This is a genomic window from Psychrobacter sp. DM4, assembly GCF_051307035.1.
In the GTDB taxonomy this organism is placed as follows: Bacteria; Pseudomonadota; Gammaproteobacteria; order Pseudomonadales; family Moraxellaceae; genus Psychrobacter.
Genome location: NZ_CP195536.1, coordinates 2639424 through 2651799, shown reverse-complemented (window position 1 = coordinate 2651799; position 12376 = coordinate 2639424). Strand labels below are relative to the sequence as shown.

General features: G+C 42.6%; 14 protein-coding genes. 8 read left to right on the top strand and 6 right to left on the bottom strand.

The genetic code is table 11. The features are described from left to right. Positions 1–56: 56 nt before the first annotated feature. The 6 genes from gluQRS to ACR64G_RS11340 form a co-directional block, all read right to left on the bottom strand. Positions 57–1013: a tRNA glutamyl-Q(34) synthetase GluQRS gene (gluQRS, locus tag ACR64G_RS11365; protein ID WP_435979396.1), complete on the bottom strand. Its 957-nt coding sequence runs from the start codon at positions 1011–1013 to the stop codon at positions 57–59. A gap of 134 nt (positions 1014–1147) precedes the next feature. Continuing rightward, on the bottom strand, positions 1148–1588 hold the full coding sequence (gene dksA / locus ACR64G_RS11360) for an RNA polymerase-binding protein DksA (protein ID WP_435979395.1): 441 nt from the start codon (positions 1586–1588) through the stop codon (positions 1148–1150). 319 nt (positions 1589–1907) lie between these two features. After that, the gene (locus tag ACR64G_RS11355; RefSeq protein ID WP_435979394.1) at positions 1908–2774 is read right to left on the bottom strand and encodes a metallophosphoesterase; all 867 of its coding nucleotides are present in this window, start codon (positions 2772–2774) and stop codon (positions 1908–1910) included. Positions 2775–2940: 166 nt separating this feature from the next. Then, positions 2941–3744, bottom strand: coding sequence for a metal ABC transporter permease (locus ACR64G_RS11350; protein ID WP_435979393.1), 804 nt, complete (start codon positions 3742–3744; stop codon positions 2941–2943). A 69-nt stretch (positions 3745–3813) separates the two neighbouring features. Next, positions 3814–4548, bottom strand: coding sequence for a metal ABC transporter ATP-binding protein (locus ACR64G_RS11345; RefSeq protein ID WP_435979392.1), 735 nt, complete (start codon positions 4546–4548; stop codon positions 3814–3816). A gap of 50 nt (positions 4549–4598) precedes the next feature. Continuing rightward, a complete protein-coding gene (locus ACR64G_RS11340; protein ID WP_435979391.1) occupies positions 4599–5099 on the bottom strand; it encodes a transcriptional repressor in 501 nt (166 codons plus the stop codon). Between the two features lie 157 nt (positions 5100–5256). Here ACR64G_RS11340 and ACR64G_RS11335 point away from each other — a divergent pair, with 157 nt between their 5' ends. The 8 genes from ACR64G_RS11335 (at position 5257) to atpG (ending at position 12366) form a co-directional block, all read left to right on the top strand. Beyond that, positions 5257–6168, top strand: a complete 912-nt coding sequence (locus ACR64G_RS11335) for a metal ABC transporter solute-binding protein, Zn/Mn family (RefSeq protein WP_435979390.1) — start codon at positions 5257–5259, stop codon at positions 6166–6168. Positions 6169–6354: 186 nt separating this feature from the next. Beyond that, positions 6355–6753, top strand: a complete 399-nt coding sequence (locus ACR64G_RS11330) for an ATP synthase subunit I (RefSeq protein WP_435979389.1) — start codon at positions 6355–6357, stop codon at positions 6751–6753. A gap of 557 nt (positions 6754–7310) precedes the next feature. After that, entirely contained in the window at positions 7311–8177 is an 867-nt protein-coding gene (atpB, locus tag ACR64G_RS11325) for a F0F1 ATP synthase subunit A (RefSeq protein WP_435979388.1), read from the top strand. Between the two features lie 29 nt (positions 8178–8206). After that, positions 8207–8464, top strand: coding sequence for a F0F1 ATP synthase subunit C (gene atpE / locus ACR64G_RS11320; protein ID WP_317200039.1), 258 nt, complete (start codon positions 8207–8209; stop codon positions 8462–8464). A 103-nt stretch (positions 8465–8567) separates the two neighbouring features. Beyond that, a complete protein-coding gene (locus ACR64G_RS11315; RefSeq protein ID WP_435979387.1) occupies positions 8568–9038 on the top strand; it encodes a F0F1 ATP synthase subunit B in 471 nt (156 codons plus the stop codon). A 13-nt stretch (positions 9039–9051) separates the two neighbouring features. Continuing rightward, complete coding sequence (locus tag ACR64G_RS11310) at positions 9052–9669, top strand: F0F1 ATP synthase subunit delta (protein ID WP_435979386.1); 618 nt, start codon at positions 9052–9054, stop codon at positions 9667–9669. 93 nt (positions 9670–9762) lie between these two features. Continuing rightward, positions 9763–11307, top strand: coding sequence for a F0F1 ATP synthase subunit alpha (gene atpA / locus ACR64G_RS11305; protein WP_435979385.1), 1545 nt, complete (start codon positions 9763–9765; stop codon positions 11305–11307). A gap of 177 nt (positions 11308–11484) precedes the next feature. Further along, positions 11485–12366 carry a F0F1 ATP synthase subunit gamma gene (atpG, locus tag ACR64G_RS11300; protein ID WP_435979384.1) on the top strand — a complete coding sequence of 294 codons (882 nt, stop codon included), beginning with the start codon at positions 11485–11487 and terminating at the stop codon, positions 12364–12366. Positions 12367–12376 lie beyond the last annotated feature (10 nt).

The following is a 12376-nucleotide window of genomic DNA, read 5'->3' as shown; positions in this document are numbered from 1 at the left end:
GCGACGTTTTTTATTTCATAACAGGTCAGTCAGGATAGATTAGATATCTAGTCGGTTTATGAGGGTATATCTATATGCTGAAAACCTTGTAAGGGCGCGTTATCCCACTGTGCTATGGCTTGTTTTAACATGCGATCTGGCGTATCTATATCGATAGAATCTTGTTTTAAAAGGTGCAAAGCAAGCGCGATAACCTCACTAGGCTTGCGAGTATCGATAGGCTGCGCAAGGTTTTGTTTTGAGAGCTTCTGACCATCAGCATGACATAGTAGTGGTAGATGATACCATTGCTCAATGGCTGGCAAACTTACAGCGTTTAGTATGCCAATTTGAGCTGTGGTCATCGGTAAAATATCTAAACCGCGCATGATATGAGTGACGCCTTGCAAACCATCATCGATAGCTGCTGCTAAAATATAGTTAATCATTCCATCTTGACGACGTGCCACCATATCTCCGAGCATTTGCTGCGAATTGCCCCACTGCATGCCCTGAATACCATCTATGAAGCCTATTGTGTAATCAGGCAACTGTATACGCAGTTTATGCTGATGGCGACCAAGACCTCTGTCAAGGCAGCAGCGCGGATATCGTTGTCTACGACTGAGCTTATCCTTAGCGTCAGTGTTATTGTTCTGACTCTTATAGTCTTCAGCTAATACTTGCTCTTCCCAATAGTGCTCTAGCGTCTTACGAGAGCACTCGCATCCATAAGTGAGCGGCTTTAGCGATGAGGATAGATAATCGTTATAGATATCGACGCGCTCAGATTGGTAAATGATGTCACCATCCCACTGTAGTCCTAGCACTTCTAAATCAATAATAATCTGTTCACTAAACTGAGTGGAACAGCGCGCTGTATCTGTGTCCTCAATACGCAGTAGCCAGTTACCACCCAGAGATTTGATATGACAAAAGCTAGCTAATGCGGTCGTCAATGAGCCTAAATGCAGCTCACCCGTTGGTGAAGGCGCAAAACGTCCGATAGGAGGTAGGGACGGTGAATCAAGCATAGTCAATACTCAAAATATAGAAGTTATTGTTTAAATGAATATTAGTCAAAAATGCTAGTATGCAGCGCAAACGAGCGACTAATAGTATAGTCGCTCGTTTTTATCGTTTGGCTAATACAGAACGTTTAGATAAGTCAAACGTGACCTTGGTTTTGACGCTCTTTAATCTCTGACAAGGTTTTGCAATCAATACACTGAGTCGCTGTTGGGCGCGCCTCTAAACGGCGCAAACCGATCTCAACACCGCAAGTATCACAAAATCCATAGTCATCGTTTTCGATCTCAGCCATAGACTTATCTATCTTACGAATGAGTTTACGTTCACGATCACGAGTGCGCAGTGCTAGTGCAAACTCTTCTTCTTGAGTTGCGCGGTCATTGATATCAGGCATAGCACTCGACTCATCTTGGATATAAGTCTTAGTACGGTCCGCTTCACCGATAAGCTGCCCTTTCCAATCTAACAAGATAGCCTTAAAATGCTCCAATTGAGCATCAGACATATACTCTTCGTTTTTGGCAGGTACATAAGGGGTAAATTTTACATCACTTTGATCTGTGGGTAGAGTGGTCATATAAGTATCCTACTTATTCAAATTAATCCAGTAAAAAGACTTATCAAAAAGCCGTTATTAACTTACCAAACATTATCTATCATCCATTATAAAACGTTTCAATATTTGCTCTTCTATCCTAAAAACTGATGGTATAAATGAGGTCTAATAAAATAACCTCAATAGCCGCTTACCTTATTATTTTTACAAAATAATGAACGGTTAAGCTTGTATCTAGTAATTTTGGTAATTGTAACCAAAATAGAGTCAGCGACCGTGTTGTTTTTGTCCTTTTTTATAGTACTTCTTGCACAAAAACCGTTCACCAAAAAATTAGGCGTCAAGTATCTAATCTTTTAACCCAGCTTACAAGCTGTCCATTGTTATCGAGTTGCAACCAGCGATAACCAGGTGCAGCCTCCTTATCATAGGCAAACTCATCTTTGAATGGTTCAAACTGGTAACAAGTCGAAGGCGTACTATAAACAGTGACATCGTTTTCATAGCGAATCTGCTCTTGGTGATTGTGACCGCTGATAATGGCACGCAAATGATCAAATTCAGCCATACTCTGCCAAAAAGCTTCCGTGTTTTGTGCCATATGCGCATCTATCCATTCGGACTGAATAGGCAGGACATGATGATGAATGGCGATAAGAGCTGGTTTATCACAGATACTTAGCTGATGAGAGGCCCAAGCAATGTCTTTTTCATCGATGTATCCTGCGACTTGACCTGGCACAGCAGAATCGAGGAGCAGTACCTGCCAGTAATCTGATTCAATAAGATGTTGATTAAGCAGACGCGGATCAGTAGATCGCGCGATAAGTTCGCGCTTATAAAAAGGCAAATCATGCCCGATCTCATCGGTGACATCATGATTACCTGCGATACAAGCAAAGGGAATATTCGTGGTTTGTAACACGGCAAAGATATGATCGTAGGTAGAAGTTTTGACTTCACTGACAAGATCGCCCGTTACTATTATCAAATCGCAGCGTATAGATTCGCTTAGTGCTTGCTTGACGACGGCTTCAAAGTTTTGACGACAGGCAGGCGTACCATCTTCGTACACCCCGTTTTCAGATATCCTGCTTTCATGATTATCATTCTGAGCGTCATAATCGGATAGATGAAGATCTGTAATCTGTAATATATTTAAAGTGTGATCTGGGATGCTGATCTTAAGAGCAGGGTAGCTTGGCATAGGGTCAGGCCCATCGGTTATGAAGAGGAGCTGATAGAACAATAAAATCGCCTCTATAAGCAGAAATTTATAACATACCAGACAGCAAAGCTCTAGCACTATTTATCAAATAAAGTCGATCACACTATACTAATAGCTAAAGTGAACCCATTCTTAACACAGTCTGCTATGACTTTGCGCGTTCAAATTTTGATAGTATAAGCGCAAAAAAGAACAAAATAGCCAATACCAACACAATTGCCAGCCCCGTTTGAATATCGAGCCAAATACTACCCCAAACCCCAAGTGTAACGCCTAGTTGAGCAATAACCAGTGCTAAAATAACCATCTGTTTAGGTGTCGCTGACCATAAGCGTGCGGTCAGCGCTGGCAGCACAAGCAGTCCGCTAATGAGCAAACTTCCTACCGCTTGTAAGGCAATGGCACAAAATCCTGCTAATAGACCCATAAAAAACAGACGCTGGCGAGTGGGGTTAATACCTTGAATACGGGCTAATGCTTCATGTGTTGCAAGCTTTATCTGTGCAGGCCATATGTAGCTCAGTAATGCTAAACCAAGTAATACACTACCACCTAGTATCGGTAGATCACCCCAGTCTAGCTCAAGCAAATTACCGAACAAGAATCCTAAAACATTCGCTTGTTGATCGGTAAGCTGGGTTAAGGTCAATAAGCCCAAACACAATAGCGACACCGCAACCACAGCTAATACCGCATCGACTGGCAAACGCTCGTCATCGATAAGTACTAAACTTACGACCACACATACACTGACCAAAGCGATACCTATACCCATAGGCAGTTGCCATAAAACAGCAAGCGCTACTCCAAGTAAGGTGCCATGTGCTAAGGCATCAGCAAAAAATGCCATACGACGCCACAGTACTAAGCACCCAAGCGGCGCGGACAACAGCGCTAATATGCTGCCAGCAATCCAAGCAGGAGCAATAATGGCTAACCAAGCAGTCATAAACGATGTCCATCAATAGGGTTAGAGTCAAAAGGTAGTATTTATTAATAAATCAGTTAAAAAACTACGTTATATCGTATGCGGGGCGTGATGCTCACACGCATGTGGTTTGTGCACATAGGGCTGCTCGTAGTGATGACCGAACAGCTTTTGGAATTCGGTCGTTACCGCAAGCTCACTGGGTTGCCCCTCGCAGCAGATATGCTTGTTGAGACAAATGACCCGCCTGCTACCTCTCATCACCCAATGCAGATCATGAGAGACCACCAGCATAGCGCAGCGCAAAAACTCTGGCAGCTCATCGATGAATTGATATAGCCAAGCTTCTGTATCCGGATCAAGTCCTTGCATAGGCTCATCCAATATCAGCAAATTAGGCTTATCTAATAGGGCTCGCGCTAGCAGCACGCGCTGAGTCTCGCCACCAGATAGGTTACGCATTTGCCGCGTCAGTAGAGGCGTCAGTGACAAATTATCATAGATAAAGTCGCGCTGCGCTAGAGTCAGGCGTTTTTTGCTAGCCTGCGCTAATAGGTCTTGTACACGTAGGGGAAGTATAGGCGGCACCGAAAAACGCTGCGGCACATAGCTTAGTTGTAATGAATGATGGGCTACAATGTGTCCATGAGTGGGCGTGATGAGCCCCAAAATTAGTTTGACGAGTGTAGACTTGCCTGCGCCATTAGGTCCTATCAAACTGACAGTTTCATTTACCGCAATATCGAGATCAATATCTGATAACAAGCGCAGCCTATCTATATCGTAGCTAACGCTATTCATGCTTAATAGTTTGCTGGCATTCATAAGGTTTTTCTTCTAATAGTTATTTTGAGAACGATTTATGAATAATTTAATTATTGGCAATCCAAACAGCGACCGCTAAGCTCAATTACGCTACGAGCAACTTTGAAACCTGCGTCTTGCTCAGCAAAACTCATTATCTCTTGTACCGGCAAACTGCTACATTCTTGCACTCGCAAACAGTTATCACAAATCAAAAACGCGGCAGTATGCTGTGCGCGTGGATGACAGCAGGGCACATAGGCATTGATAGAGGTCAATTGATGAATAAGACCCTGCTCAAGCAAAAATTCCAAACTGCGATAGATCGTTGGCGGTGCAACATTTTTGCTTGTTTGAGTATCAGCCTCAGATAAGCGCATTTGCTGCAGCTGGGTAATAAGGTCATAAGCGCCTACCGGTTTGTTGGCCTTTAATACCATCTCATATATCTGCTCACGCAATGGCGTAAACCGTACCGAGCCCTTAACGCACTGCGCCCTAGCATCCGCTATACGCTCAGCGATATCAGATAGGGTAAAGTCCTGTACATCATGTGGGTGTATGCAAGTCATAGACACAGTACAAGCTCCTGAATAGATATAATGTAATAGGGTAGCGTTCTTTATTGTTATAGTATAACATAATGAAAACTTGAAGCTAACAGCTTTTTAATAGTTGCCTTTGTGCTATTCATTTTATAACAAATACCATTTTTTATAGGACTGCTATATGAGTGCGCCTCTTTTTAACATCAAACGTATAATGGCTTATATTAATTTACATAAAATACTTTCAAAATTAACTAAGTTCTTTTTTTTCATCGCATCCATGGTGATGTTTGGAGTATCGGCGATAAATGCTCAGGCAGCTGTAGTGACAGTCAGTAATTATCCGCTGTTTTTATTGAGCCAAGCCGTTACCGAAGGCGCGCCATCTGCCAAACAACTCTTGCAAGCAGGAGAGGTCGGTCATCATGGTAGTATGAGTCCTCACGATATAAAAGCCATTCAAGACAGTATGTTTGTAGTCTGGTTTGGTGAGTCTCTAGAAAATAATTTGGCCGCCAGTTTAAACAGTGCACCTAATGCCATATCTCTATTTGAATTCAATGCTTTTAAGCGTTATCCGCTACGTAACGAGCAAGCTAAGCCTATTTCAAACACCTTAGACCCTCACATCTGGCTTGATCCACAAAATGCAAAAGCCATCACGCGCGCTTTAGCAGTCATTCATAGCCATGCTAATCCAGAATACAAAAGTATCTATCAGGCTAATGCAAAAAAATTCGCTCAGCGTATGGATAAAGCCGTAGCAAATGTGCAGTCTGGCGCGTCACCACAGCCGTATTGGGCTTATCACGATGCTTATCACTATATAGAAAACAGCCTTAACTTACAGCTCGTCGGCAGTCTGACAACCGATCATCATCTATCACCAAAGGCCAGTCAACTACGCAGACTCAATGAGTTGCGCCCTAATCCTACTATGTGTCTTGTGACCCAGAGCACACCTGCCAAAGGGTTACTTACCAAACTTGGGCCCGTAAGAACGACAGTGCAAGCTGAGGATATGAGCAATAGTACAGACTTTGTAGTAGGCTGGCAGCAGATGGCGGAGCAAATACGCCACTGTATAGCGTGAATAAAAGTACAAACTGTAATCACAAAAGTATAAATACACAAAGCCATTAGAACAAAAGGGCTGCGTTTATCTTGTCAAACCATATTATGCTCATTACAATGATTGCCCTATGCCACATAAATTGCTTTTGACAATAAGGTCTTATCATTACTACTTACAAGCATCGTATATTAAAAAAGGTAACTGATGAGTAAGCCTGCCAAGCGCAATCAAAGAGATCAGATAGGTCGTCATATCAAACGTCAAGTTTGGGTGTTATTTATTTTAATTATCCTTACTTGGCTGCTAGATATATTTTGGTTTAAGAGCAATTTTTTAATCGTCAAAGGGGTCTCTTTGGGTGCATTGCTCAGTTTTTTGACTCAAATAATATTTACTACGTTTGTTTTTCGTCATACAGGATATCGCGCGCGCCAGCATATCGTTAGACAGCTCTATCGCGGTCAAGCAGCGAAGTGGCTATTGACGGCTCTTGGTTTTGCACTAATTTTTATTTTCATAAAGCCGCTGTCTGCGCCTTCTTTATTCGCAGGATTTATTATCATGCAGATGAGCTATAACTGGATGCTACTACGTATAAATTGACAAAGTAGTAACGGGTAAGTCACTGATAAAGACCCAAGTATTGGCAGTAATGTTGGTATTTATTTAGAATATGTTGTAAAATCTAACTTATATTTGGCGATGATCGGTAGGTCTATAATAACTTTTTATGACTTATCCATCGCTGTGTTCTCAGATTTATATACGTTCTCTATCACAATAAAGTGTTTATCACAAATAAAAAGTTCACAATTTGCTTTACATGAATACAACGCTGCATTACTATAGGCAGCTAAATATTTTGCTTAGGCGTATTTGACTGCGCATGACGACATCTCACTAAAAAATAAGCATGTATTCACGTAATTTTTATTTGTAGATACCAAGGGCTGGTAATGATTACTCATGAGCCCTTTTTTGATAACTAGAATTTATAAAATAGTATCAAAACCAAATATTTGCATAGGCGCTACGAGTTGGATGTCATAAGGTAAGTTTGAGTTTAGGTTAGCGATACTGACCTAAATCAAGTCACTTATCAGATGACAACTATATTTTTGGTAGTTGATTGAATCGTTGATTAATAAGAAGCTTACATTATGGCATCCGAACAAACATCATCAGAATATATCTCTCACCATTTAACGCATTGGACGTATGGCTATCTGCCGGGCGAAGGTTGGAAAGTCGCTTATAACGCAGAAGAAGCAGGACTGATGGGCTTTAATGCCATTCATCTGGACTCTATGCTTTGGTCGATTGCCTTAGGTATTTTGTTCTGTGCTGTTTTTTGGATGGTTGCTAAAAAAGTCACCTCAGGCGTTCCAAGCAAGACTCAAGCAGCCGTGGAGCTGATCGTTGAATTTGTAGATAATAATGTCCGTGACTCTTATAGTGGAACCTCGAAACTGATTGCGCCACTAGCCTTGACTATCTTTGTCTGGATCTTTTTGATGAACCTGATGGATTTAGTGCCGATTGACTTTATCCCGTCTCTTGCTGGACAGGTTGGTGCGGCGATGGGCTACGACCCACATCACGTCTACTTCAAGATCGTCCCAACGACAGACCCCAATATTACTCTAGGTATGTCATTTGCGGTCTTTGCACTCATTATCTACTACAGCATAAAGGCAAAAGGCGTTGGCGGTTTCATCGGAGAATTAACGCTACATCCCTTTAGTGCTAAGAACCCAATCGTACAAATTATTTTAATCCCCATCAACTTTATCCTCGAGTTTGTTACCTTAATTGCAAAACCTGTGTCATTAGGTTTGCGACTCTTTGGTAACATGTATGCTGGTGAGTTGATTTTTATTCTGATTGCGCTGATGCCGTTTTGGATTCAGTGGGCGTTGTCAGTACCGTGGGCTATTTTCCACATCTTAATCATTACCCTTCAAGCGTTCGTATTTATGATGCTGACTATAGTTTATATGTCTCTTGCATCATCAACTGAACATTAATTTTTCTATAGGTAAAAGAGGATACATCAATGGATCCAGTATTAGCAGTATTAAACGGCTACACGGTTATCGCAGTAGCGCTTCTTATCGGTCTAGGTGCACTAGGTACAGGTATTGGCTTTGCGATATTAGGTGGTAAGTTCCTAGAAGGCGTTGCTCGTCAACCAGAGCTTGGTTCACAATTGCAAACTCGTATGTTCATCGTCGCAGGTCTACTTGATGCGATTCCAATGATCGGTGTTGGTATTGCTATGCTATTGTTGTTCGCAAGCCCTCTAGCAGGTTAATCAGAAAGCTCAGTTGTAACTGTTTGGCTTTTAATGTTAGTTAACTTTTGAGAGCCAAACAGGATCAATGACACTGATTTTTCATTAACAAAGAGGTGATCACGTGAATATCAATTTTACTATCGTCGGTCAGGCTATCTCTTTTGCGATTTTTGTAATTTTCTGCATGAAGTTCGTATGGCCACCGCTTATCGGTGCTATTAACGAGCGTCAGCGCAAAATTGCTGATGGCTTAAATGCCGCAGAAAAAGCAAAAGCAGATTTGGCAACCGCAGAGCAAGACGTCGAGCAAGAGCTTAATCTTGCGAAGACCAAAGCAGCTGCCTTAATTGAGCAGGCGAATAAAAGCGCCAACCAGCTCGTTGAAGATGCAAAAACACAAGCCCAAGTGGAAGGTGAGCGTATTCGTCAGCAAGCACAAGCGGCCATCGACCAAGAGATCAATCAGGCGCGTGAGTCACTACGTGCTCAAGTTGCCGAACTTTCTGTACTTGGTGCTGAAAAGATTTTGCAAGATAGAGTCGATGCACAAAAACATGCCAGTATGTTAGAACAACTGGCGGCGAAGCTGTAACTGTGAGGATACAATGGCTGACTTATCAACCTTAGCACGACCCTACGCAAAAGCGGCATTTGACTATGCCAATGACAATGGGGTGGTCAATGAGTGGGAAGATTTCCTATTCGTTGCCAGCACTATTGTCAATGACAAATCGTTTCACGCCTTGCTAGAGAATCCAGCTGTTACGGCTGAGCACAAGTCAGCCGCTTTGATTGATCTATATGATACCCAGGTGGCTGATGACAGTGATTCTGTCCTCAAACAGTTATTGAGCGAGAGCAAAGGCACTCGTCATAATAATAGCTACTCTAAAGTATCCCTCGCGCTTAGCAACTTCTTAAATCAGTTAGCGCAGCAAGAGCGTCTAGCCCTGCTTCCTGAAGTTTATGAGCACTATCGTCGCCATAAAGCACTCAGCTTAAAGCAACTTGACGCCTATGTGACTTCTGCCTATCCATTGACTGACGCGCAGCGTGAAATGTTCCAGTCGCGACTTGCAAGTTCTTTGAATGCAAGCATAGTGATTCACGAAATGGTTGATCCAAGTCTTTTGGCAGGCGCTACAATCAAAGTCGGTGACAAGATCATTGATGATTCTATGCGTGGTAAGTTACAACAGTTAAAAACACAGCTAATGGCTTAATATCATTCATAGATGCCAATCGATTGAGATCGGGTCTTTGCGTGCATATCTGAGTTAATAGGCGAGTTATCATAAATTAAAGGAAACAAGGCAATGCAACAATTGAATCCAGCGGAAATCAGTAACCTGATTAAGCAGCGTATTCAAGACCTTGATGCAGGTGCAACTGCAAAAAATGAAGGCACTATTGTCAAAGTATCTGACGGTATCGTGCAAATTCATGGTCTTGAAGATGCCATGTACGGCGAAATGATTGAGTTTGAAGGCGAAATCTACGGAATGGCGCTTAACTTAGAGCGTGATTCTGTTGGCGCAGTTGTGCTTGGTGATTTCTTGAAGTTACAAGAAGGTCAAAAAGCTTACTGTACAGGTCGTATTCTAGAAGTACCAGTAGGTCCTGAGTTGCTTGGCCGCGTTGTTGATGCCTTAGGTAATCCTATTGATGGCAAAGGTCCTATCGATGCCAAAATGACTGATAAAGTCGAAAAAATCGCTCCAGGCGTTATTGATCGTCAATCAGTTGATCAACCTGTAATGACGGGTTATAAAGCCGTTGATACGATGATTCCAATTGGTCGTGGTCAGCGTGAGCTTATTATTGGTGATCGTCAGACGGGTAAAACGGCGATGGCTATCGATGCGATCATCGCGCAAAAATCATCTGGCATTAAGTGTGTCTACGTAGCTATCGGTCAGAAACGCTCTACGATTGCTAACGTCGTACGTAAGCTTGAGCAAACAGGTGCACTGGCATATACGACTGTCGTTGTTGCTTCAGCATCAGAGCCTGCTGCACTACAGTACATCGCACCATACTCAGGTTGTACAATGGGCGAATATTTCCGTGACCGCGGTGAAGATGCACTGATTGTATTTGATGACTTGTCTAAGCAAGCTGTTGCTTATCGTCAGATTTCACTTTTGCTACGTCGTCCACCAGGTCGTGAAGCTTATCCAGGGGATGTTTTCTACTTACACTCACGCTTGCTTGAGCGTGCATCACGCGTCAACGCGAACTACGTAGAGAATTTTACTAATGGTGAAGTAGTCGGTAAAACAGGCTCGTTAACCGCATTGCCAATTATCGAAACTCAAGCGGGTGACGTGTCAGCATTCGTACCGACTAACGTAATTTCGATCACCGATGGCCAGATATTCTTAGAGTCAAGCCTATTTAACTCAGGTATCCGTCCAGCTGTTAATGCTGGTATCTCGGTATCGCGTGTTGGTGGTGCAGCTCAGACTAAGATCATCAAAAAGCTCTCTGGTGGTATCCGTACCGCTCTCGCTCAGTATCGTGAACTGGCAGCATTTGCTCAGTTTGCATCAGATCTTGATGATGCGACACGCGAACAGCTTGATCATGGTGAGCGTGTGACTGAACTGATGAAGCAAAAACAGTATCAGCCGATGTCAATCTCAGAGCAAGCGGCCGTTATCTATGCCTCAAACGAAGGGTTCTTATCCGATGTGCCAGTAGAGAAGATCGGTGCCTTTGAAGAAGCTTACTTGCGTTATATGCATGATGTGCAAAGCGACTTGATGAAAGAGATTGATGACACTGCAAACTACAATGATGATATTGCAGGTCGCTTAAAGTTGGCAGTTGAGACTTTTAAACAAAACCACAGTTATTAATTTAACGGGTTGAGCCGGTTTGGTTGGTTGTCTCTATCGATGCAACCAGCCTTATGTGACCATGTAGTGCTACAAGATGCTAAACTGTTTATAAATATTTTTGATTATAAGTATGATTTTACATCGATTTATTGTTGCATTTGCTAATGCTTTTAACCCACTTATATTGGAATCATTATGGCAAGCTTAAAAGAAATACGTGCCAAAGTCACCAGTATTAAAAGCACCCAGAAGATTACTCGTGCTATGCAAATGGTAGCGGCGAGTAAAATGCGTCGTGCTCAAGAGCGCATGGACGTGGGTCGCCCGTATGCTGACAGTATGCGCCGGGTTATCTCACATTTAGTACATGCCTCATCAGATTACAAACACCCTTATATGGTATCGCGTCCCGTCGAAAAGGTCGGCTATATCGTTATCACCTCTGACCGTGGTCTTGCGGGCGGTTTGAATATTAACTTGTTTAAAGCGTTGTCTAAAAGCATTAAAGAATATCAAGATCAGTCTGTGCAAGCTGAATTTGCGGTTATCGGTGCAAAAGGCGTCAGTTTCTTTAAGAGTTTTGGCGGTAAGGTAACCTCAGCAGTAACTGATTATGGTGACAAGCCTACTTTTGAGCAGATCAATGCACCCGTGCAAGCAATGCTCGATGACTATAGTCAAGGTAAGATAGATCGCATTTATGTGGTTTATAACAAGTTCGTTAATGCAATGACTCAAAAGCCAACTATCAATCAGCTAGTACCTCTACCTGAAGGTGCCTTTGGCGACGAAGAGAGCGGCATACAGACAGAGCTTAGCTGGGATTATATCTACGAGCCTGACATCAAAACTTTGATTGATGATTTGCTTGGACGTTATATCGAGTCGATTGTGTATCAAGCGGTCATGGAAAACGTTGCCTCTGAGCAGTCTTCACGTATGGTTGCGATGAAAGCTGCGACTGATAATGCTGGTGATTTAATTAACGATTTACAACTGGTTTATAACAAGCTGCGTCAAGCTGCGATTACCCGAGAGATCTCGGAAATCGTTGGTGGTGCTGCCGCTGTTTCATAACTGATCCCCT

Coding starts and splice junctions, on each gene's coding strand:
- atpB (WP_435979388.1), top strand. CDS start 7,311: ATGGCATCCGAACAAACATCATCAGAATATATCTCTCACCATTTAACG.
- atpE (WP_317200039.1), top strand. CDS start 8,207: ATGGATCCAGTATTAGCAGTATTAAACGGCTACACGGTTATCGCAGTA.
- ACR64G_RS11345 (WP_435979392.1), bottom strand. CDS start 4,548: ATGAATGCCAGCAAACTATTAAGCATGAATAGCGTTAGCTACGATATA.
- ACR64G_RS11335 (WP_435979390.1), top strand. CDS start 5,257: ATGAGTGCGCCTCTTTTTAACATCAAACGTATAATGGCTTATATTAAT.
- dksA (WP_435979395.1), bottom strand. CDS start 1,588: ATGACCACTCTACCCACAGATCAAAGTGATGTAAAATTTACCCCTTAT.
- atpG (WP_435979384.1), top strand. CDS start 11,485: ATGGCAAGCTTAAAAGAAATACGTGCCAAAGTCACCAGTATTAAAAGC.
- ACR64G_RS11355 (WP_435979394.1), bottom strand. CDS start 2,774: ATGCCAAGCTACCCTGCTCTTAAGATCAGCATCCCAGATCACACTTTA.
- ACR64G_RS11340 (WP_435979391.1), bottom strand. CDS start 5,099: ATGACTTGCATACACCCACATGATGTACAGGACTTTACCCTATCTGAT.
- ACR64G_RS11310 (WP_435979386.1), top strand. CDS start 9,052: ATGGCTGACTTATCAACCTTAGCACGACCCTACGCAAAAGCGGCATTT.
- ACR64G_RS11350 (WP_435979393.1), bottom strand. CDS start 3,744: ATGACTGCTTGGTTAGCCATTATTGCTCCTGCTTGGATTGCTGGCAGC.
- gluQRS (WP_435979396.1), bottom strand. CDS start 1,013: ATGCTTGATTCACCGTCCCTACCTCCTATCGGACGTTTTGCGCCTTCA.
- ACR64G_RS11330 (WP_435979389.1), top strand. CDS start 6,355: ATGAGTAAGCCTGCCAAGCGCAATCAAAGAGATCAGATAGGTCGTCAT.
- atpA (WP_435979385.1), top strand. CDS start 9,763: ATGCAACAATTGAATCCAGCGGAAATCAGTAACCTGATTAAGCAGCGT.